This is a genomic window from Spirosoma migulaei (assembly GCF_054776855.1).
Genome location: NZ_BAAHBG010000024.1, coordinates 14,071 through 34,944, shown reverse-complemented (window position 1 = coordinate 34,944; position 20,874 = coordinate 14,071). Strand labels below are relative to the sequence as shown.

The 20,874-nt window shown below is 51.3% G+C and carries 18 protein-coding genes and 1 pseudogene; 12 read left to right on the top strand and 7 right to left on the bottom strand.

The window, feature by feature from the left end; translation table 11 throughout:
- Positions 1-83 precede the first annotated feature (83 nt).
- Positions 84-2,525 (bottom strand): alpha-L-rhamnosidase-related protein, encoded by a 2,442-nt coding sequence (locus tag ACYVGO_RS24590; protein WP_460971543.1) that lies wholly within the window; start codon positions 2,523-2,525, stop codon positions 84-86.
- Between the two features lie 12 nt (positions 2,526-2,537).
- Complete coding sequence (locus tag ACYVGO_RS24585; RefSeq protein ID WP_460971542.1) at positions 2,538-4,199, bottom strand: carboxylesterase/lipase family protein; 1,662 nt, start codon at positions 4,197-4,199, stop codon at positions 2,538-2,540.
- A gap of 307 nt (positions 4,200-4,506) precedes the next feature.
- Here ACYVGO_RS24585 and ACYVGO_RS24580 point away from each other — a divergent pair, with 307 nt between their 5' ends.
- Positions 4,507-6,105, top strand: coding sequence for a carboxylesterase/lipase family protein (locus ACYVGO_RS24580; RefSeq protein WP_460971541.1), 1,599 nt, complete (start codon positions 4,507-4,509; stop codon positions 6,103-6,105).
- A gap of 80 nt (positions 6,106-6,185) precedes the next feature.
- Entirely contained in the window at positions 6,186-7,442 is a 1,257-nt protein-coding gene (locus tag ACYVGO_RS24575; RefSeq protein WP_460971540.1) for a PQQ-dependent sugar dehydrogenase, read from the top strand.
- Positions 7,443-7,545: 103 nt separating this feature from the next.
- Here the strand turns inward: ACYVGO_RS24575 and ACYVGO_RS24570 are convergent, their stop codons facing one another.
- The 3 genes from ACYVGO_RS24570 to ACYVGO_RS24560 all read right to left on the bottom strand — a co-directional run bounded on the left by ACYVGO_RS24570 (position 7,546) and on the right by ACYVGO_RS24560 (position 9,844).
- The gene (locus tag ACYVGO_RS24570; protein ID WP_460971539.1) at positions 7,546-8,304 is read right to left on the bottom strand and encodes an SDR family NAD(P)-dependent oxidoreductase; all 759 of its coding nucleotides are present in this window, start codon (positions 8,302-8,304) and stop codon (positions 7,546-7,548) included.
- A gap of 112 nt (positions 8,305-8,416) precedes the next feature.
- A complete protein-coding gene (locus tag ACYVGO_RS24565) occupies positions 8,417-9,040 on the bottom strand; it encodes an NADPH-dependent F420 reductase (RefSeq protein WP_460971538.1) in 624 nt (207 codons plus the stop codon).
- 51 nt (positions 9,041-9,091) lie between these two features.
- Positions 9,092-9,844 carry an SDR family NAD(P)-dependent oxidoreductase gene (locus tag ACYVGO_RS24560; RefSeq protein WP_460971537.1) on the bottom strand — a complete coding sequence of 251 codons (753 nt, stop codon included), beginning with the start codon at positions 9,842-9,844 and terminating at the stop codon, positions 9,092-9,094.
- A gap of 106 nt (positions 9,845-9,950) precedes the next feature.
- On the opposite strand from ACYVGO_RS24560, the gene ACYVGO_RS24555 reads away from it, so the two are divergent.
- On the top strand, positions 9,951-10,331 hold the full coding sequence (locus ACYVGO_RS24555; RefSeq protein WP_460971536.1) for a winged helix-turn-helix transcriptional regulator: 381 nt from the start codon (positions 9,951-9,953) through the stop codon (positions 10,329-10,331).
- A 202-nt stretch (positions 10,332-10,533) separates the two neighbouring features.
- Positions 10,534-11,553 carry an LLM class flavin-dependent oxidoreductase gene (locus tag ACYVGO_RS24550; RefSeq protein WP_460971535.1) on the top strand — a complete coding sequence of 340 codons (1,020 nt, stop codon included), beginning with the start codon at positions 10,534-10,536 and terminating at the stop codon, positions 11,551-11,553.
- Between the two features lie 163 nt (positions 11,554-11,716).
- Here ACYVGO_RS24550 and ACYVGO_RS24545 read toward each other — a convergent pair whose 3' ends face one another.
- Complete coding sequence (locus ACYVGO_RS24545; protein ID WP_142773484.1) at positions 11,717-12,619, bottom strand: helix-turn-helix domain-containing protein; 903 nt, start codon at positions 12,617-12,619, stop codon at positions 11,717-11,719.
- Positions 12,620-12,775: 156 nt separating this feature from the next.
- Between ACYVGO_RS24545 and ACYVGO_RS24540 the strand changes: the two genes are divergently transcribed.
- Entirely contained in the window at positions 12,776-13,624 is an 849-nt protein-coding gene (locus tag ACYVGO_RS24540; RefSeq protein ID WP_460971534.1) for an aldo/keto reductase, read from the top strand.
- Positions 13,625-13,730: 106 nt separating this feature from the next.
- On the opposite strand, the gene ACYVGO_RS24535 is transcribed toward ACYVGO_RS24540, so the two are convergent.
- Positions 13,731-14,669: a helix-turn-helix domain-containing protein gene (locus ACYVGO_RS24535; RefSeq protein WP_460971533.1), complete on the bottom strand. Its 939-nt coding sequence runs from the start codon at positions 14,667-14,669 to the stop codon at positions 13,731-13,733.
- Between the two features lie 263 nt (positions 14,670-14,932).
- On the opposite strand from ACYVGO_RS24535, the gene ACYVGO_RS24530 reads away from it, so the two are divergent.
- The 7 genes and pseudogenes from ACYVGO_RS24530 to ACYVGO_RS24500 all read left to right on the top strand — a co-directional run bounded on the left by ACYVGO_RS24530 (position 14,933) and on the right by ACYVGO_RS24500 (position 20,777).
- On the top strand, positions 14,933-16,024 hold the full coding sequence (locus ACYVGO_RS24530) for an aldo/keto reductase (RefSeq protein WP_460971532.1): 1,092 nt from the start codon (positions 14,933-14,935) through the stop codon (positions 16,022-16,024).
- Between the two features lie 25 nt (positions 16,025-16,049).
- Positions 16,050-16,898 carry an aldo/keto reductase gene (locus ACYVGO_RS24525; RefSeq protein WP_460971531.1) on the top strand — a complete coding sequence of 283 codons (849 nt, stop codon included), beginning with the start codon at positions 16,050-16,052 and terminating at the stop codon, positions 16,896-16,898.
- Between the two features lie 128 nt (positions 16,899-17,026).
- Positions 17,027-17,410 carry a nuclear transport factor 2 family protein gene (locus ACYVGO_RS24520; RefSeq protein ID WP_460971530.1) on the top strand — a complete coding sequence of 128 codons (384 nt, stop codon included), beginning with the start codon at positions 17,027-17,029 and terminating at the stop codon, positions 17,408-17,410.
- 351 nt (positions 17,411-17,761) lie between these two features.
- Positions 17,762-18,223, top strand: coding sequence for a cupin domain-containing protein (locus ACYVGO_RS24515; protein ID WP_460971529.1), 462 nt, complete (start codon positions 17,762-17,764; stop codon positions 18,221-18,223).
- 19 nt (positions 18,224-18,242) lie between these two features.
- Positions 18,243-18,722 (top strand): nuclear transport factor 2 family protein, encoded by a 480-nt coding sequence (locus tag ACYVGO_RS24510; protein WP_460971528.1) that lies wholly within the window; start codon positions 18,243-18,245, stop codon positions 18,720-18,722.
- A 105-nt stretch (positions 18,723-18,827) separates the two neighbouring features.
- Positions 18,828-19,196: pseudogene (locus ACYVGO_RS24505) on the top strand (c-type cytochrome); the annotation flags it as partial.
- Positions 19,197-19,325: 129 nt separating this feature from the next.
- Positions 19,326-20,777 (top strand): PQQ-dependent sugar dehydrogenase, encoded by a 1,452-nt coding sequence (locus tag ACYVGO_RS24500; protein WP_460971561.1) that lies wholly within the window; start codon positions 19,326-19,328, stop codon positions 20,775-20,777.
- The last annotated feature ends 97 nt before the right edge of the window (positions 20,778-20,874 follow it).

Sequence of the window (20,874 nt, the reverse complement as noted above, 5' to 3'; positions counted from 1 at the left end):
TTTGCCCCTACCGTCGCGTTTTTTTAGACCGGGAAACAAATCATTACGAGTAAGAAAGACTGATAGTCAGACAAGAGTTTGCTTTATAACGCAAGGCTATTTTTTCCAGCTTTGAGTACATGTGTCTTTCCTTTCCAGACAAAACTACCGGTGGTTTTTGGCGGAAGTGAAATGTCAGCCCGTAGTGCCCCTTGCTGAACCCTGTAATTAACAGCAACCTTCCCATTGGGATGGGGCATTTCTCCACTAATCGAACGAATGGAACCCAGGTGGGGCGTAATCCTGACGCTGGTAAAGCCGGGAGCACCGCTTTCTATACCAAGAATGGTGCGGAAGAACTCAATGTTAGGGCTGGCTCCCCAAGCATGGCAATCGGAACGGGATGTGTTCACGTCTGACGTTTCGGCCCAGGTGGTTAGCCCCATCGCCATGTTCTCTTTCCATTTGCCCAACCAGTTTAGGTAGTCATTACCCAGGCCCGCCTGAACGAGCGCCTGGTGGAGATAATATTTAAAATAGATCGAAGCGGGTGCCAGCGTCGTATCCGTCAGCATTTTTCCGGCAATCAGCTTAACCTGGCTTACTGGCGGTACGCCTGCTAAGATGGCTAACGAATTAGCGTGCTGGGAATAGGTGTCCTTAGCTTCCGTATCAGCGTACAATTGCTTACCCGGATTCCAGTATTTTCGCTGAATGGTTTGTTTTAACTGCTCAGCCCGGCGCAGATAGAGCGTGGCTAACTCGGTTACGCCCAACTGCTTTTCGAGATCAGCGGCTAACTGGTAGGTCCACATGAGCTGCATATCCAGCACCGCCGATTCGCCCTGCTGACCGATTGGGGCCATCCCGAAATTCCACCCTTTTCCCTGTGTCCAGTCCGTAAATACCCAGTAGGGAACGTTCTTCAGCGAGCCATCGGCCTGCTGGTAGCGTTCAAAAAATGACAACACTTGTCGGGCACCGGGTAACTTGTCTTTAATAAACTGGCTGTCGGGCCGGTACATATAATAGTCGTGAAGCATAGCCACCCACCACAGCGAAAACGTGGGAATTTGCTGATGCAGATCAGTAGGGTACCGGCTCAGGGTGATGCCTTCGGGGATACGAGAATGGTCCATCAACGTCAGCCCATAACGCGCCAATCGGTCGTCGCCCGCGTAGAAAAGCGAAACCATAGCCTGTATCCGCGCATCGCCAATGTATTGCAACTGCTCATAGTAGGGGCAATCCATGTAGGTTTCAAAGGCGCACAACCGGGCCGTTCGCCAGCCGATGTCGAGCATCTTGCCAAGTTCAGCGTTCTCCGTCTGGAGTTTGGCTTTTGCCTCGAACGGATAGCCGGTAAACGTGCCATACAAGTCATCGATGACCAATGGTTCCGCTTTCGTGTTGACCATCAGGCGTATATAGCGATACGTTCGCCACCATAGCGGACTATACACCTGATTGGCCGATCCATAGGATAACACACTATCCGCTTTACCGATGAAGGTCTTCCCTTCCACGTCGTTGCGGTTCCCTTTGGCGGGTGGAGCCGGACGGCCTGAGCCTGTACTGGGTGCTCTCGGCAAATAAAGGGCTTCCGCATAGCCCATCGAAAGCGTGGCCTCCTTCCCACCGCTAAAAGCGAGTGTTGGATAGGCGTTAGTGAGCATTCCCTGATCGAGCAGAATGGTCGCCTTTGTGTTGGCTGGAATAGTTACTTTCGTGGGCGTAGCGGGGAAACTCGCCGGTACGTCGACGCCTTCGGCCTTGCGGGTGGCCACCAGCCGCTGTTGAGTCATTTCCATGGGTGGCAGGGGCGACGGCACCAGCATCCAGCCCGTCGAGTTGACGGCCGTAGCTTTGGTTATACCTGGTCCAATCGTACGCGCTTTGGTCCAGTTGCTGTCAGTAAAATCCACCCGCTCCCACCCTTTCAGGTGCTTGCTCATGTCGACTAGTTCTGAAGGACCGGCCACGTAATATCCCGGCACACGCACCGGCAAGGGTTGGTAACTGTCGTCTTTAGCAGCCTTCCAGCTATCGTCCGTATTGAGGATTTCTTCGGCGGCCGTATTACCCTGCACGATAAACCCGGTCAGATACGAAATCTGGGCTTCCGGCTTTTGACGGCCATCGTTCCAGACCACAGCCGCTACCAGATTATTTCCCGCCTGTAGGTAGGGGGCAATGTCAACCGTCTCAAAATTCCAGAAGTACAGATCGCCACGGGCGGGACCCTGCCCCACCTGCCTGCCATTGACAAACAGCTTGTAGCGATTATCCCCCGACACGTGAATGACGAATGACGTGGGTTTGGCGTTCAACGTGATCGTTTTTCTGAATTTGACAACGCCATACTCTTTCAGGGTGAGATCAGAGGCTGCCGTGAACCGATTGATGGGTCTACCGGGTCCGGTGATCCATTGCGCTTTCCAGGGCTTTGTTAGTATGTCAGGATTTATTGGCTGGGCGGGCAATTGGAGGGCCAGCAGGAAGGACGTTGCCCAAAAGCACGCTCCGAGAATTTTAGTCAATTTCATAGTCGGAGTTAATTACAATTTCCCAATGGACCGCCATAGTGCCAGTTCCTGGCTGAACCGATTGTCAATCACTTCACAGGTGGCATCGATCCGCATCGTGGGTCGGGTTTTGAGGTTATAGGCTGGCCACTGGGGCACATCGTTGGCAGCTGGTTTACCTGTCCGGGCGAAGGTGGTCCACAGTTCGGCAAAGTGACGTGAAGCCACGAAGCGTTCGGGTCGATTGCCCCCGAAGAAGCTTTCCTTAGGCGCAGAGCCGTCGCGGGGCGGAATTTCATTGTTGAACTTGAAGGAAATATCCATGGCGTGGGGCGTACCCATCGGATAATCCGTACCGGGAATCGGTTTCTCGGACTTGTAGCCGAAATTATACAGGTAAACCGGCGCTCCCCCCTGTTTGACCTTTTTTTCCGCAATGTCTACCGAGCCCAGGCCCATCATCGCAATAGAAGAAATGGCGATATAGAGTTGCGGGGCCGTCGCGTTGGGTGTGGCTTTGCGATAGGCTTCGATCAGTTTAGGCGTATCCTCACCGTACTGGGGCTCCAGCCGTTTCTGTAATCCCTCGAAATCCAGTTTGGCAAACTCCGTGTCTTTGCGCTCCCAGGCAAAAAAAGTGAACTCATCCTCATTCCAGCCAACTAACAACGGTTTATTTCGAGATAGGTCAGGGGCCGTCGGGTCAAAGGGATGATGAGGTAGCGCATGGCCGTCGACAACAGGACCAAATCCTCCAGCCCGACGGGGGGCGGCTCCCTTCGTGTTACTTTTCCCGAGAAACGGGGCAACAGAAGGCAGTTTGCCCTGCATGACCAGCAAGTCGGCCGCTGGTATATCCAATAATTTACGCCAGTCTTTAGGCGCAATGTTTAGTTCTTTCAGCAGTAGAGCGGTTGTTTCAGCAGCCGTCTCCTTCGGCGTCATCCGAACTCCCGGCCCACTTTCAATGGAGGCTTTGTTAAAATAAGGAGCTGCTGAAGGCATGGCATATAAGCAGGACGTTTTGGCTCCCCCACCCGATTCACCCCAGATCATCACATTATTCGGATCGCCCCCAAACTGCGCAATGTTATCATGGACCCATTTTAGCCCATCCACAATATCGAGCATACCCATATTGCCAGAGCCAGCATAGTCGGACCCGGCTAGCTCATCCAGATACAGAAAGCCCAGCAAGCCTAAGCGGTGGTTGGTTTCAACGACCACTACGTCGAAGTTACGAGCCAGATTCGATCCATCCTGACCGCCCGAAGCCCCCGAGCCAATCACAAACCCACCGCCGTGGCTGTAGAACATCACCGGGCGTTTGCGATTGTCGCTGGCGGGCGTCCACACATTCAGGAACAGGCAATCTTCGGCTGGAGCGGGTTCGTTCCGACGCGGTGCCTGGATGGCGGGTGCACCAAATTGCAACGCATCCCGAACACCCGTCCAGGGTTCGAGGGGAGCCGGTCGCCGAAAGCGCCGGTCACCGGAGATACGCCCTGCGTACGGTATACCTTTGAAGACACTTACCCCCTCATTTCGCATACCTTTAATACGGCCATGCGTGGTATTCACCTCAACAAACTCGTCGGCTTTCGCAATCGACGGAAACCCATATTGGGGTGCAGCCATAGCGGCCGTAACCAGCGACAGATTCCCTAAAAATGTTCGGCGATCAATTCGGTTCATAAGCTTTATTGGTCAGGGTTTAGACTAAATAGGGTTCGAAACTATCGGCAAAGCCCGGCGATAGACTAGGAAGGAGTTCAATCCGTTCACGTATTACCAGAAACTACACTTTACACGTATTAAATAGGAAGTTTCCACGATCGCCAAAGATAGTCTTTACAGACCTTCTGGCGTGGTTTGCCCCAATTAAATCAGTAATAATGGTAGTAACATCCGTAATCTGTATACCAGTTACTCCATACATATAGGTGACCTTTGTCGGGTAGCCTAATCTGCTGCAACCTATAATCACCTAAACGCGAGTACTGTGAAGCAACTAATTCTGGGGTTTTCCTTTTTGATTACTTATGCCTTACAGGCACAACAAACTGGGCCTACGGTTCAGACGGCATCGGGCGTCGTGCGTGGTGTGACCGAGGGAGATGTTTCCAGCTTCAAAGGCATTCCGTATGCAGCCGCCCCGATTGGGGCTAATCGCTGGCGCCCACCCCAACCAGCTCCTACCTGGCAGGGAGAGCGTGATGCCAGTCAGTTTGGAGCCGATCCCCCGCAGCGGGGCTTTGGGCCGGGTGCTGCCGCCATGTCGACAACATCCTCCGAAGATTGCCTGTTTCTCAATTTGTGGAAACCAGCCAATGCAACGGCCAAAACAAAGCTTCCGGTTATGGTGTGGATTTACGGAGGAGCCTTCGTATTTGGCAGCGGCTCTCAGCCAGATTACAATGGGACTCAGTTTGCGAAACAGGGCGTCATGCTGGTCACGTTCAACTACCGGCTGGGTCGGCTTGGCTTCTTCGCGTTCCCCGCGCTGAGTAAAGAACATCCGGAAGAGCCCAAGGGCAACTATGCATATATGGACCAGATTGCTGCGCTCAAGTGGGTACAACAGAACATTGCCGCGTTTGGCGGAGATCCCAAAAACGTGACCATTTTCGGAGAGTCGGCCGGTGGTGTCTCGGTGCTTTCATTGCTGTCGATACCGTCTGCAAAAGGTCTTTTCCAGAAAGCGATCAGTGAATCAGGTGGTGCCCGCGACGGTGTGCTGACCGGTCGACCGATCAACAAAGAAAACGCGGATGTCAATTACCCAATTTCAGCAGAAACTATGGGCGTAAACTTCGCCAAGCGATATAGCATTGAGGGTACAGATGCCGCTGCGTTGGCCAAACTCCGGGCGCTCTCTGCGGCCGAGATTGTTGATGGTGGACAGGAAACGGCTGGTCAGGGTGGCCCGCCAACCTACTCAGGCCCGATTCTCGATGGTAAGCTCGTGGTAGAAACGGCTGAGAGTGCCTTTAAAGCGGGCAGGCAGGCGAAGGTTCCGCTGCTCATCGGGTCGAACAGTGCCGAAGTGCCCGCTGGCTTTGTCAATGCCCGATCGAAGGAGGAATTGCTGGCTATGTTTGCGCCCCTAAAAGATGAAATGACCGCTGCCTACGATCCAGATGGTATGACGGATTTCGCTAAAATGCTCTCCCTAGTCAACACCGATAAGGTTTGGGCGGAGCCAGCCCGGTTCTCCGCACGGTCCTTTGTCGCTAAAGGCGCACCGGCTTACCTCTATCTTTTTTCCTATGTTCCCACCGCCTTGCAGGCCAGGATGCGCTTTGGCGCAGCACACGCATCCGAAATTGGGTATGTGTTCGACAATCTGAGAGACCGGAATGGCGTTACTGTGACACCGAAAGACAAAGAAGTGGCCAGCCTGATGAACACCTACTGGGCCAACTTCGCCAGGACGGGTAATCCCAATGGCAAGGGACTGCCCCAATGGCCGGTCTACGATCCAAAAAAGAATGAGGTCTTCGAATTCAAATCCGATGGAACAGCCGCCAGTACGCCCGATCAACGGAAAGCCAGACTGGATGTGATCGAGAAGGCTGCTAATTCGGCGAAGGTAAATTAGCGAAAACACAGACTAGAGAAGGCCGAATCAGTTAATCCGGCTTTCTCTACTTATTGACGTTACCACTCAACGCAACAACTATGAAAACTCAACTGCTCATTATTGCCGCCGGTACCCTACTAGCGGTGGCCTCTTGCAAAACGGATAGCGATACGCCAGCTACCCCTACAGGAACAACTCCGCCGACTTCCGGAACAACGACAACAAGTACATCACCGGTTGAAACGAACCCGCCCAACTCAACCTACAGTCCCGCATTTTCGGGACAAACCCGAGTGGCAGGTGTTCGTACCACCACCCCCTTCACAAGCACCGTTTTAACGTCAACCCTTGCGAGTCCATGGGGCATTGCCAGCCTGCCGGACGGCCGATTCCTCATCACCGAAAAAGCAGGCACGATGCGACTGGTCACGGCTTCCGGGCAAGTGAGTGCTCCGCTTAGCGGCATACCGGCGGTCAATAGCAGTGGTCAGGGTGGCTTGCTAGGCTTGTGCGTCGATCCCGCCTTTACGACCAATCGCATGGTTTACTGGAGCTTTTCGGAGCGGGGCGCTACGGGTAGTCTACTGGCCGTTGCCAAGGGCAGGCTTTCAGCCAATGAAACCGCACTTGAAGGCGTAACGGTTATCTACCGGGCTACGCCAGCGTATACAGGCGTTAATCAGTACGGCAGCCGGGTTATTTTTGACCGGACCGGAAACCTGATCGTGAGTAGTGGCGACCGTTCCGATCCGGGCATTCGGGTACAGGCCCAAGCCCTGAACTCAGCAGTGGGTAAGATTGTCCGGATCACAACCGATGGCATGGCCGCTCCGGGTAATCCGTTCGCCGGGCAGGCGGATACCCGTCCCGAATTGTATTCTATTGGCCACCGAAATCAGCACGGACTAGCGATCCATCCGGTAACGGGTGATTTATGGGAAGGCGAACTAGGCCCTCGGGGAGGAGATGAAATCAACCGCATCCAGCCCGGGGCGAATTATGGCTGGCCCATCATTACGTACGGGATCGACTATAGTGGACAACGCCTGGGAGATGGCATCCAGCAGCGAGCAGGCATGGAACAGCCCGTTTACTATTGGGACCCGGTGGTATCGCCCAGTGGCATGACCTTCTACACCGGCAATCGTATTCCAGAGTGGCAAAACAATCTATTTATTGGGGCGCTGAGTGGAATGCACATTGTCCGACTGGTGATCGAAGCTAATCGGGTTGTCGGTGAAGAACGATTGCTGGCGAGTGAGGGTCAGCGTTTCCGGGATATAACCCAGGGACCGGACGGAGCCTTATATGCCATTACGGACGCCGGAAGGCTGTATCGAATCGATAGGCGGTAGGTGGATACGTCTCCCAAATGGGTTGCCCCAAAAGCAAAAAGCCACAGATAACTGGTGTATCTGTGGCTTTTTGCTTTTGGGACAAAGTAGTGGTATTACTGATTTAAAAACCATACATACCACCCGAAACCGAAAGTTGCTCGCCCGTGATCCACGCAGCATCATCGGAAGCCAGAAAAACGGCCGCTTTGGCAATATCTTCGGGCTGGCCCCTACGACCCAGCGGGGTATTGGCAATAAATAGTTTCTCATACTCACTACCAGCCGTTACACCAGCACTGGTTGCACCTTCGGTTTCCGTAGCGCCCGGCAAAATCGAGTTTATTCGAACGTTTTTTGCTCCCAGTTCTTTCGACAATGAAATCGTTAGGGCATCTAAGGCTGCTTTCGTAGCCGAATATAACGACACGCCCGCCATCGGCGATTTGCTGGCACCCGAACTGATATTGATGATCGTGCCGCCCGTAGAACCAAACAGGTTTAAAGCTGCCTGGATGGTCAGGACAGGGCCCAACACATTGACGTTGAAATGCTGATGAAAAGCGGCTACTGAGGCCTGTTCAACTGGTAAAAATTGCTGAAAGACGGCGTTGTTGACCAAAATATCCAGGGTACCGAACGCCTTCTTTGTTTCGTCAAACAGCCGGGTTACATCGGCTTCATTCGATACATCGGCCTGTACTGCAATGGCGATTCCTCCCCTGTCTGTGATCTCCTTTACCACTCTATCGGCGCCTTCTTTACTGGAGGCATAATTCACAACCACCTTGGCGCCTTCTGCCGCAACGTGTTTTGCGATCGATGCACCTATCCCTTTTGACGCACCGGTAACGACCGCTACTTTGTTTTTTAATTTACTCATTCCGTTTATTAATTTATGGTTGAGCGACAAACTCAGTTTAGTCGCTTCAATTAATCTGTAGTTCACTTTGTCCACTAAGCAGGATCGCATTGACAGTTGCGATAACGACTCATCAGTCGAACTTGACCAAGTCCATAAAGATCAGTTGACCCCAGCTGTTTCCGCGCGCCTGCACCAGCAGTCCGCCTTCCGAAATTCCGCCCAGTTGGACAGGTGCAAAACCGAGGTTTTCGGTAAGCGCACCAACCTCCGTTGCTGCGTCGTCATCGTCGCTTGCCAGGTACACGACTCGCCTGCCACCATGAACGGCCGGATCTTGTTCTAGGATGGCAGCGCCCAAATGGTTGAAGCCCTTGACCAGTTTCCCACCCGTGAAGGCCTGGGCGACAACCCTGCCGGAAGGCTGTCCTCCCAGTTGCTCAGGGGGTACGCCGTAGGCATTGGTCACATCGACGATAGTTTTCCCCTGCCAGGTGGGCAGCGCCTTGGCAACATCCGGGTGCGCGTCAAAACGCACCGCCAAAAAGATGATGTCTGCCTTAACAGCTTCCGTGAGTGTGGTGGGAATGATCGTGGAACCGATCGCGGCCGCATCGGCTGCAAAGCGTTCCGGGTCACGCGTGGTGGCAACGGATACCTCAATGCCTTTGCGGGCAAAAGCCTTGGCCAGGGCCTTGCCGATTTTGCCGAAGCCGATAATGGCGTAGTTTGCTACGTTGTTTTCTGATGTACTCATGTTGAAAATCAGTAATGGCACGAACTTGAACGCGTGCCCGTGTGTACTCAATTATTTAGACAAATAGGTCATACCGCCATCCACTAGGAGTTCGGCACCCAGCATAAACGAAGAATCATCGGAGGCCAGGAAAACCGCTGTTTTACCAATGTCAGAAGGTTGCCCGATTCTGCCTATTGGCATTACACCTGCATAGTGTTTTTTTACTGCTTCAATTTGTTCGGCGGGAACAAACTTGTCAAATGCGGGTGTATCGGTTGTACCGGGTGTTATGACATTTGCCCTGATCTTTCTATCTAAAAGGTCGCTTGACAATCCTTTTGCTAAATAGATAACAGCCGCTTTGGCAGCGCCATACAGCGTAAAAGAGGAATAGGCCCGATGCGCGGCATTGGACCCGATAAGAATAATAGAGCCCCCCTCATTCATATAAGGCAGTGCTTTCTGAACTGTGAAGTAGACACTCTTCAGGTTCAGATCCATTGCCTTGTCATAGTCGGCTTCGCTTATATCTGCTACTGTTCCAATTGTTCCACCACCCGCATTGGCTACAATCACATCTATTTTACCAAATTTTTCAGCGGTTTCTTTAAACACTCGTTCCAGGTCTGTAAGGTTGGTTACATCGGCATTGATGGCTATAAACGTATCGCCAAGCAGAGCCGCAGCACTCGCTAACGTTTCCTGATTCCTGCCGACAATAGCGCCTACTGCCCCTTCCTGGTTAAACGCCTGGGCAATGCCCAATCCAATACCACTATTACCACCTGTAATCACGGCAACTTTACTTGTTAGCTTACTCATTTTTTAGCTACTTTTACATTTGTTTCACAAAGGAACTATCAATAGTTTATCTTTGAAACTATAATAGTTTATTCTGGTTACTATGGGGTAACTACAAATTTTAAGTATGAGAGACGACCGCTTTTGCAACGCGAATTGCCCATTTACGAGAGCTATTGGCACCATTGGTAATAAATGGAAGCCGATCATTATCAATGTCATTGGCACCCGAACCATGCGTTTTGGTCAGTTAGACGCCATCGTACCCCACATTTCAAGGAAAGTACTGACCGAACAGTTAAAAGAGTTGGAAGAGGATGGCTTATTGGAACGATTGGCCTATAAGGAACTACCGCCAAGGGTAGATTATAAGTTGTCTGAAAAAGGCTTGGCTTTTTTACCAATTTTAGAAGCCATAAAAGAATGGAATTTAAAATATGAAGTCTCGCCAATCCACAAAGAGGGTGATTACAAATGGAGTAAGCTTCCCACAGACTGCTTACCCTAAAAAGACCGGAACTGGCCCATTATCAGTTAGCTAAAAATGGGTTTGATGGCTGGTACTATTCCGTAATTTGGTCTTTTGCCAGTAGTCAGCCAAAGCGGGGAACGCTAACAGGCCGACTCGGCTTTACTATATAGCTTGCCGTGTAGTACGACTAGCCGTAAATATCAGGCTCTGTTGGTAGCCTGACCAATAAGATTGTAGCATGGAAATAGGAATAGATAGTTTCGCGTCTGCCATGTATGGCTCCCATACGCTTAGCAGCGTGGACGCGATGGAGCAATTACTGGATCGGATTGTTTTTGCGGACCAGGCTGGTCTGGATGTATTTGGTATTGGCGAGCATCATAAAAAGGAATTTCTGGATTCGGCAACGGCGGTGATACTGGCTGCTGCCGCCGGTCGGACAAAACGGATCCGACTGACGAGCGCCGTCAGCGTACTGAGCACTGCTGATCCGGTGCGGGTTTACCAGAATTTTGCCACCTTAGATCTGGTCTCCAAAGGACGAGCCGAACTCGTGGTGGGGCGGGGTTCATCCGTGGAAGCCTATCCGCTGTTCGGGTTTAATTTGCACGACTATGATGCGCTATTTCAGGAAAAGCTGGATTTATTACTAAAAATACGTGATAACGAGTTTGTTACCTGGTCAGGAAAGTTTCGCCCGGCCATCCAGAACCTGCCCGTCTACCCGAGGTCTGTACAACCTAAACTGCCCGTATGGCTCGGCGTAGGCGGTACCCCTGAATCATTTATTCGGGCGGGCAGCCTGGGCCTTCCGTTGATGGTGGCCATAATCGGTGGCTATACAGCCCGATTCCGTCCCCTGATCGATCTCTATCGGGAAGCCGGTCGAAAAGCCGGATTTACGCCTGACCAATTAACCGTTGGTTTGCACTCACCTGGTTATGTTGCGCGCACCAATGAGCAAGCGGTTGCTGAGTATTATCCTGGTTACGCTGAATTATGGACGAAACTGGGCCGTGAACGCGGCTGGCCTCCGGTAACAAAAGTTCAGTTCGATTCCCTGATGGGGCCGGAAGGCGTACTAGTGGTTGGCGGCCCTGAACAGGTTGCCGAAAAACTGATGCGGCACAGTGAAGCCCTGGGGGGTGTTGATCGGTTTACCTTTCAAATGGATAACGCGGGCCTCACCCATTCGCAGTTGATGAACGCCATTGAGCTGATCGGCAAAGAGGTTATGCCCCTGATCAAACCGAAATAGACATGTCGACGGTAACAAGAAGGGGTAGCCCTATATCCCGTCATCCTGATTCTTAAACTAGCTTAAGTTTATTTCTTAAGCTAGTTTATAGGTCCCCATATGCGACTCGTCGCGTTTGACAGATCGTGAAAATTGGCAGCTTACCTCCCGTCTGAATTGGACGTTAATTGTAGTGGAGCATCCGGTACTCATTGGGGGATTGTCCCACCCGTTGCTTAAACAATCGGATAAAGTGTTGGGGATATTTGAAGCCTAATTCATAGGCGACTTGGCTCACCGATTTGCTTTGGTCAAATATGCGTTCTTTAGCCAGATCAATCACCTTCGCCTGAATGTATTCCTGCGCCGTTTTGCCCGTTTCTTTTTTGATCAGGTCACCAAAATAGTTGGCCGACAAATTCAATTCACCCGCGCAATAGGTTACAGAAGGCAAGCCGATCGTCTGTGGTTTGTCGGTCTGAAAATACTCGTTCAACAATGTCTCGAAGCGTTCCAGTGTGCCTTTGTGGGCCGTTTCACGGGTAATAAACTGCCGATCATAAAACCGGGTACAATACCCCAGAAAGAGTTCAATTGTCGCGACAATCAACTTTTTACTGTGCTTATCGATGGCATGTTCTAATTCGTACTCGATTTTAGAAAAGCAATCCATCACAATTTGCCGCTCCCGACCCGATAAATGCAACGCTTCATAGAATTGGTAGCCGAAGAAGCTATATTCCTGAATATGTCGTCCCAGGGGTGTCCCATGAATTAAATCAGCATGAAAAACCAACGCGTACCCTTTGGGCTGATAGGTTTCCCCGTTACTATTTAGACCGGCCACCTGTCCCGGTGCCATAAAAACCAGCGTTCCTTCCTGGTAATCATAGGTATGACGGCCATACACCAAATCACCGCATTTGAGATCTTTTAAGAAGATACCGTAAAAGCCAAAATACATCCGGGAGCCTTGTCGGGGATCGGCCTTGGACAGATCAACGACACTCACCAGTGGGTGAAGGGTTTCATTATTATTGAAGACGTTATAATCGGCAATTGTCTCGAATCGTCGCAGGGTATCCATAGCACGGTTGGTTATCTACACCAAAATTACCGCATTCTTATCAGCCTACCAGATGGGTAAACATTAATCTGTAATAATGGTAGTAATGTCCGTAATCTATATACCATTCGGGCGAAGAAATGAAGAGACCTTTGCCCTGTAAACTAAGTAAGTACAATGCAACACGTAGTTTTGAACAACGGGATATCAATGCCCATCCTGGGATTTGGCGTTTTTCAGGTGCCTGATCCAGCCGAATGTGAACGGAGCGTGCTGGATGCTATCGCTACCGGTTATCGGTTAATTGACACAGCCGCTTCATACGGTAATGAAGAAGCCGTGGGACAGGCCATTAAAAAAAGTGGTGTAAACAGAGAAGAACTATTTATTACCACCAAGCTCTGGATTCAATCCAATGGCTACGAAGGGACCAAAAAAGCTTTCGAAACTTCGTTGAAAAAACTACAGCTCGACTACCTGGATCTGTACTTGATACACCAGCCTTTCGGGGACGTATACGGCGAATGGCGGGCTATGGAGGAGATTTATAAGTCGGGTAGGGTTCGGGCCATTGGCGTCAGCAACTTCCAGCCCGACCGATTGATTGACCTGATCATTCACAACGAAATCGTTCCGGCGGTCAACCAGGTGGAAACCCATCCGTTTCACCAACAGATCGATACCCAGCAGTTTATGATCGACAACAACGTGCAGATCGAATCATGGGGGCCCTTCGCCGAAGGCAAAAACGACCTGTTCCACAATGACCTATTGCGGTCAATTGGCGAAAAGTACAACAAATCCATTGCTCAGGTTGTGCTACGCTGGCTGACTCAACGGGGTGTTGTGGCCATTCCTAAGTCTGTTCGAAAAGAGCGGATGGAAGAGAATTTCAACAGCCTCGATTTTGAGTTAAGTGCCGACGATATGGATGCCATCAAAAGCCTGAATACAAACGCCAGTCTCTTCTTCGACCATCGTGATCCGGCCATGGTCAAATGGTTGGGCGAGCGAAAACTGGCTTAGTAAAACCCCATAACGGCTACAAGTATGCACAATCCAAAATCGGCCATGCTTGTAGCCGCAGTTGTTCTGTCGGCTCAGGGAATAGCCCAAAATTTCAAAGTCTGAATTAATGTACGCTTAGGGCGTTAAATTCACTACCCGCAGACCGACGGTATTCACTGGGCGATTGCCCAACCCGCTGCTTAAACAGGCGAACAAAATGCTGCGGGTACTTATAGCCTAATTCATCAGCGACTTGAGTGATCGGTTTATTACGGTCATAAAGTCGCTCTTTCGCCACATCAATCAGCCTGGAATGGATGTACTCCTGGGCAGATCTACCCGTTTCTTTTTTCACCAGATCGCCAAAATAGTTAGCGGACAAATTCAGTTGTTCGGCACAGTAGCTGACCGATGGCAGGCCATTGCGTTGAGCCATATCGGTTGAAAAATAGTGCGTAAGCAGGGCTTCGAACCGCTCCAGAACGCCCTGATAGACATGATTCCGGGTTATAAACTGTCGGTCATAAAACCGGATGCAGTAATCCAGAAAGAGCTCGATATTGCTCACAATCAGCTTTTTGCTGTGTTTGTCGATCGCATGCTGGAGTTCATAGTTGATCTGAGCCAGACAATCCAGGACAATTTGCCGTTCCCGTTCCGACAAATGCAGCGCTTCATTGGATTGATAGCCAAAAAAGGTGTACTCCTGCATATGTCGTCCCAGCGACGTACCATGGATCAGATCGGGGTGAAAGGCCAGGCCATAGCCTTTCGGTTCTAAAACGTCTTCACTACTTTCAATCGTAACCACTTGCCCAGGTGCCATGAACACCAGGGTTCCTTCCTGGTAGTCATAGGTGTTCTTTCCATACCGCAGGTCACCACATTTCACTTCTTTCAAAAAGACGGTATAGAAATCCATGGAAAACCCCACGGATTCACTGGACGCCTTCCTTGGGGCTGCTTTTGACATATCAACGACACTCACCAGCGGGTGTAATGTTTCCTGATTGCTCAGGGCATTGAATGCTCTGATTGTTTCAATGCGGTGCGGAGTATCCATAAGCATGATCGGTTTATCTATCTCAAAAATAACGCTTAATCCCTCCCCCCGTGAGTCGGCCAGTCCGAATCAGTAATAATGGTAAGTATACCCGTAATCCGTATACCTATCCGGCCAGAAAGCAGCAAGACCTTTGTCAAACAAAAGGGCATTCGCCTGGTCAACTAAAGCCAGATAGCCCAAACAGGGTGGCAAATATCAACCCTGTTTGGGTTTCCTGATGCCTTTTTTAGTACAGTCGTATTCACTTAAAATTACGTTTCATGTCACTTAATTCGTATGTAACCCTGGGTCGATCAGGCCTGCGGGTCAGCCCGCTCTGCCTGGGTACCATGACCTTCGGAGAAGGTTGGGGCATTGGCTCATCGCCACAGGAAGCGGAAGCAATTCTCGCCCGTTATCGGGAGTTGGGCGGCAATTTTTTAGACACCTCAAACGCGTATAACAACGGCCATTCGGAGAAGATTATTGGGGACTCGATTGGTCGCGAATCCGCTAAACGCGACCGGATGGTCATCGGGACCAAATTTGCCAATAACCTGTATCCGGGCGACCCAAACGGAGGGGGTAATGGTACCAAGGCGATTATCGAACAGTGTGAGCAGTCACTGCGTCGGTTGCAAACCGATTACATAGACCTGTACTGGATTCACCATTGGGACTGGAACACGCCGGTGGAAGAAACCATGAAAGCCCTCAACAATTTAGTTACGAGTGGCAAAGTGCGTTACATCGGTGTTTCCGACACACCTGCCTGGCAGGTAGCGCAGGCCCACACCATGGCCCTGCTACGGGATTGGACGCCGTTTATCGGCCTTCAGATTGAACACTCGCTGCTGGAACGGACGGTAGAAGACGAGCTGCTGCCTATGGCCCAGGCGTTGGGAATCGGCGTGACGCCCTGGTCGCCGTTAAAGTCAGGCCTGTTGTCGGGCAAATTCACCCGGACCAATGCGGGCCAAGTGAGTGGCAGTCGTGGCGAAGTGATGGGGATGGTGTCACTGCTGGATGAGAAGGCGTTTACCATTCTAGACCGCCTGGCCGAACTGGCCGAGACCCATCAGACCACCTCTGCCGCCATTGCGTTGGCCTGGGAAATCAGTCGTCCGGGGGTTACCTCAACTATTATCGGTGCCCGAACACTCGACCAATTGACGGCGAATGTTGCGGCCCTGGATATCCGACTTTCGGCGGAGGAACTGGCCTCGCTGGATCAACTTTCGACGCCACCGGCTATGTTCACCACGATGCAGCAACGAGTCACCAGCAGCTTCCAGCACGGGGGTATATCGGTGAATGGGGTCACGCCCTACGAATATCCGATGACGCCAAAATCAGACAAGGACCGGTACTAATCATTACAATAAATAGTAAATACCTATGCAACAAGTAACATTAAACAACGGAGTAGAAATGCCCATCCTCGGGTTTGGCGTATTCCAGGTTCCCGATCCGGCTGAGTGTGAACGCAGTGTGCTGGATGCCATTGCCACCGGCTACCGATCAATTGATACGGCTGCTTCATACGGTAATGAGGAAGCCGTGGGACAGGCCATTAAAAAAAGTGGTGTAAACAGAGAAGAACTATTTATTACGACCAAGCTCTGGATTCAGTCCGATGGCTACGAAGGGACCAAAAAAGCCTTCGACAAGTCGCTCAAGAAGCTTGGACTCGACTACCTGGATCTGTACTTAATACACCAGCCAATTGGCGATGTGTATGGCGAATGGCGGGCTATGGAGGAGATTTACAAATCGGGTAGGGTTCGGGCCATTGGCGTCAGCAATTTCCAGCCCGACCGATTGATTGACCTGATCATTCACAATGAGGTTGTTCCGGCGGTCAACCAGGTGGAAACCCATCCGTTCCATCAGCAGATCGACACCCAGCAGTTCATGATCGACAACAACGTGCAGATCGAGTCATGGGGCCCCTTCGCCGAAGGCAAAAACGACCTGTTCCACAATGATTTACTACGTTCGATTGGGAAAAAATATAACAAATCCATCGCTCAGGTTGTGCTGCGCTGGCTGACCCAGCGGGGCGTGGTGGCCATTCCCAAATCGGTTCGCAAAGAGCGCATGGCCGAAAACTTTAACAGCCTTGATTTTGAGTTAAGTGCTGAGGACATGGAAGCCATTACCACTCTGGACACCAAGGCAAGCCTATTCTTCGATAATCGGGATCCAGCCATGGTCAAATGGATGGGTGGATTTAAAATTGACTAACAACATACTGACACACGGTAGGCAGAGGATCAGGGATAATTTATTCCGGAGCCTCTGCCTGACGCTTTGCCCTCTTTCTATTTTATTGTTCAACAGTCATCTCTCAATTCTAAAACACAAACTATTTTATGACAACTAACCCGAATATCGAACAGGAACTGATTACCCTTTCCAAAGACAAGTGGCAGTGGATGGCCGACAAGAATGTAGACAAGCTAAATGACTTATTCGATGAAAAAGCGATGTTTGTTCACATGGGTGGTAGCTTCGACAAGAGCCGTGAACTAGAGATCATTGCAACCGGGTTCGTATGGTACAAGCAAGTGGATATCCATAAAGTGTCGGTCAATATCATCGGCTCAACGGCCATCCTGTTGACTAAAATTACCTTATTGGCGGTAGTTAACGAGCATGAGATTACCACTGAATTTGAAGTGACGGAAGTCTATATTCAGCAACAGGCAGGTTGGAAATTAGGGGCACTCTCGTTTACCAAGCTACTGGTTCCCTAGCGCATTTCTCCCATCGTAGTCAATAGTCGATCCATTGATCCTGAGTTCTTTACAAACTATCCTACGACATTGGCCTGGACTGTACTTAGGATAAATCCAGGAGAATCACCATCAGTAGACGGGCGGTTTCGTGCTGATTGAAAGAACACTAAGTTGAGTTGTCCTACAGTTTGCTAAGCAGTCCGCTTAAATCAGTAAAACTGGTAGTTATATCCGTAATCTATATACCATTCTGCTGGGTTAAAGGACGGAACTTTGCGGAGTGATTGGTTACAGAGCTAGCAATCACCACAATCCGGCTAGAGTCAACTAGCCGGGGAGCGCGAACTAAACTAATAAAACACCCTAACAATGAATCGTAGACATATCAGTAAACTGATCATGCTGGTAGCCGTAGCCACACTCTCGACGCAGGCAATGGCACAAAACACTTCCATCTTTCCCAAAGGGGAGCTGGCGACCACCAAAACCCACGTGGGCGATGTCTGGCTAAGCGAGGTCAGCGGTCCCGACAGCACCTTCGCATTCAGCATTGCACAAGCCGTTTTCGCCCCCGGCGCCCGGCTCGACTGGCATTCTCACCCAGGCGGACAAATTCTTCTTTTTACCGATGGAGAAGGCTACTATCAGGAACGGGGTAAACCCCGGCAAACCCTTCGTAAAGGGCAGATGGTCAAATGTCAACCGGGTGTGGAACATTGGCACGGAGCCACCCCGACTACGGGTGTTACGTACCTGGCCACCAGTCCGGCAAAAGGAAAAACAATCTGGTTGCAACGAGTGACCGACGCAGAATATACGGCCAAAAAATAAACCCCTAAACGATAAACCTATGCAACGACCAACCGTGGTAAAATACCTCCTGGCCCTATCCATTCTGGGGTTTTGTTTTACGCTGCTAAGCGCACAAGCTGCCCGCGCGCAGGCAACGCCGAACTCAGAACAGGAAATCATTGCGCTCTCGAAGGACAAATGGCAATGGATGTCTGACAAGAATGTGGACAAACTAACAACCTTATTTGACGACAAATCGATGTTTGTTCACATGGGTGGCAGCTGGGGCAAGGGCCAGGAACTGGATGTAATAAAAAGCGGAAATATCTGGTACAAGAAAGCGACGGTTCATTCAACGACCTTCCATATGATTGACAATACGGCCATCCTGTTGAGCGACCTCGATCTGGTAGCCGTCGTAGGCGGCAACGAAGTGGTCAATCCCTTTATGGTGACGGAGGTTTTTGTGAAAGAGAACGGCAAATGGATGTTAGGGCAACTCTCCTTCTCCAGACTGATGCGGCCCGTCAAAAACTAGTTTCGGGATTGCTGCTCGCGCCGAACCAGGCAACATTATGCCTACAGAAATTAGGCTCTCTGCTTTTACTGTGCTCACGGTGAACGAATTTCAACGCTTTATCTAATGAAGCAATTTCTTATGAAGATCGCCAACGGATTTGTGACGTCTCTGCTACTTGTCGCCACAGTTACGACATCAGTTAGATCGCAGACATCGCCCAAATCACTAGCTGACGGGCAACGTCTGTACGCTGTCAATTGCGCCAACTGTCACGGCGATCGCGCTCAGGGAGCGGTCAAGGAGGGCACCGAGATTTCCATCATCACGGAGCGGGGCGGAAAGCAGCCGCCCGACCTCACCGATCAGACTTGGGATCACGGTTCGACCGATGCTGATTTTTTTACCGCAGTCAAAAAGGGAATTCCGTCAAGTATGATGCCGCCCTTCGAGGGTCGCCTTTCGGACGTTCAGATCCGAAACGTGGTCGCGTATGTTCGTTCCCTCGTGTCAGCTCAGCCGGGGACCACCGCGGTAGTACCGAAAGCCGAGGCACCTGCCGCACCAAGCACGGAGCATACGCTTGAGTTAGCTGACTACGTTGAGCTGCCGATTACCGGCGACATGTCGGCAGATCGTGTCACTGGAGTGCTGGCGCGCGGTAGCATCCTGCGTGACGAGCCGGGCGGCAAACGGTTCTTTGTCAACGACCTGAACGGTCCGCTCTATATCCTTAACAAGCAGACCAAACAACTCACGCCCTATCTAAACTTCAACGGCTCGGGCGACCACGCTGGGTTGTTCCCCAAATTCGCGGCCTCCACGGGATACGCATCGGGTCTGATGAACTTCGTGTTCGATCCGGACTATGCGCGAAACGGCATTTTCTATACGCTGCACATGGAAAATGCCACTACGCCAGACGAGAGCGCTATACCGAAGCCCGGTGTATTACCCGGACTAAATTTGGCAGGCTACACCACCACACCGGCACTGGCCAAGCCGACAGTAGCTAGTGATGCGCGGTTTGCGCGTGAGTTGGTCATTGTAGAGTGGACGGATCGGCAACTCGGCAATATGACGTTCGAAGGGACGGCACGTGAGGTGTTTCGTCTGTATGTACCGGGGCTCTTTCATCCCCTCAATGAAATCACATTCAATCCGGCGGCTCGGCCGGGCGACCCAGACTGGCGAGTTATGTACCTGGGCATTGGGGACGCTGGTACGGGCGAGCGGCCAGGCCCTATGCGGTTGCATGCCCAACGGCTCGATACGTACCAGGGAAAGATTCTTCGCATCATTCCGACACTGAGCGATCACGTGTCGACGAGTAAAGTCAGTGAGAATGGCCGCTATCGAATTCCCAACGACAATCCCTTCGTCTCGGTTGAGGGCGCTCGAAAGGAAATCTGGGCGTATGGTCTGCGCAATCCGCACCGCCTGACCTGGTATGTCGACCCCGCACGTCCACGCGAACCTGTATTGCTTGCCTTCAACATTGGCCTCGTCAGTTGGGAGACCGTGGCGATTATCAAAAAGGGGGCGAATTACGGCTATCCATTTCGCGAGGGAACACAGAGTATGTCAGCAAGCAACGGGATGGGGGCATTGCCGGCTGACGATGTGCTTCCTGTCCAGGTCTCAGATACGGTGACACATGGCACCGTGAAGCCTACCTATGCTGTTATTGCCTATCCTCACACGCCCGGCGGTGGCGATGCGATTGCCAACGGCTTCGTCTATCGAGGGAAGCGAATTCCAGCGTTGAAAGAGACGCTAGTGTTCGGTGATATTACGACGGGTCGTATCTGGTATGCCAACATGAAAGACGTGTTGGCCGCCGATGACAGTAATCCGCTCACCATGGCACCACTACACGAACTGGGCACACGGGTCCGAGCGCTGTCGGAGGAGACTTACAGGCGTCGCGGTGGCCGAAACCCGAGCCTACCGGGCCGGGGAGCCGTTGCGGGGGCAGGTCGTATTGACCTACGATTGGCCGAGGATAACGACGGAGAACTGTACGTGCTGACCAAAGGGGACGGTATGATTCGTGCTTTTATAAGTGTTAAATAGTTTCTCACCAATACCGCTCGCGCTGAATCAGGCATTATTGTCTCTACAGAAAGTAAGAATTACTACTAAACAGTTAATCTTTCCATCAATCGCGTAC

Coding starts and splice junctions, on each gene's coding strand:
- ACYVGO_RS24530 (WP_460971532.1), top strand. CDS start 14,933: ATGTCACTTAATTCGTATGTAACCCTGGGTCGATCAGGCCTGCGGGTC.
- ACYVGO_RS24525 (WP_460971531.1), top strand. CDS start 16,050: ATGCAACAAGTAACATTAAACAACGGAGTAGAAATGCCCATCCTCGGG.
- ACYVGO_RS24550 (WP_460971535.1), top strand. CDS start 10,534: ATGGAAATAGGAATAGATAGTTTCGCGTCTGCCATGTATGGCTCCCAT.
- ACYVGO_RS24565 (WP_460971538.1), bottom strand. CDS start 9,040: ATGAGTACATCAGAAAACAACGTAGCAAACTACGCCATTATCGGCTTC.
- ACYVGO_RS24520 (WP_460971530.1), top strand. CDS start 17,027: ATGACAACTAACCCGAATATCGAACAGGAACTGATTACCCTTTCCAAA.
- ACYVGO_RS24510 (WP_460971528.1), top strand. CDS start 18,243: ATGCAACGACCAACCGTGGTAAAATACCTCCTGGCCCTATCCATTCTG.
- ACYVGO_RS24515 (WP_460971529.1), top strand. CDS start 17,762: ATGAATCGTAGACATATCAGTAAACTGATCATGCTGGTAGCCGTAGCC.
- ACYVGO_RS24570 (WP_460971539.1), bottom strand. CDS start 8,304: ATGAGTAAATTAAAAAACAAAGTAGCGGTCGTTACCGGTGCGTCAAAA.
- ACYVGO_RS24500 (WP_460971561.1), top strand. CDS start 19,326: ATGTCGGCAGATCGTGTCACTGGAGTGCTGGCGCGCGGTAGCATCCTG.
- ACYVGO_RS24590 (WP_460971543.1), bottom strand. CDS start 2,525: ATGAAATTGACTAAAATTCTCGGAGCGTGCTTTTGGGCAACGTCCTTC.
- ACYVGO_RS24560 (WP_460971537.1), bottom strand. CDS start 9,844: ATGAGTAAGCTAACAAGTAAAGTTGCCGTGATTACAGGTGGTAATAGT.
- ACYVGO_RS24585 (WP_460971542.1), bottom strand. CDS start 4,199: ATGAACCGAATTGATCGCCGAACATTTTTAGGGAATCTGTCGCTGGTT.
- ACYVGO_RS24545 (WP_142773484.1), bottom strand. CDS start 12,619: ATGGATACCCTGCGACGATTCGAGACAATTGCCGATTATAACGTCTTC.
- ACYVGO_RS24540 (WP_460971534.1), top strand. CDS start 12,776: ATGCAACACGTAGTTTTGAACAACGGGATATCAATGCCCATCCTGGGA.
- ACYVGO_RS24575 (WP_460971540.1), top strand. CDS start 6,186: ATGAAAACTCAACTGCTCATTATTGCCGCCGGTACCCTACTAGCGGTG.
- ACYVGO_RS24535 (WP_460971533.1), bottom strand. CDS start 14,669: ATGGATACTCCGCACCGCATTGAAACAATCAGAGCATTCAATGCCCTG.
- ACYVGO_RS24555 (WP_460971536.1), top strand. CDS start 9,951: ATGAGAGACGACCGCTTTTGCAACGCGAATTGCCCATTTACGAGAGCT.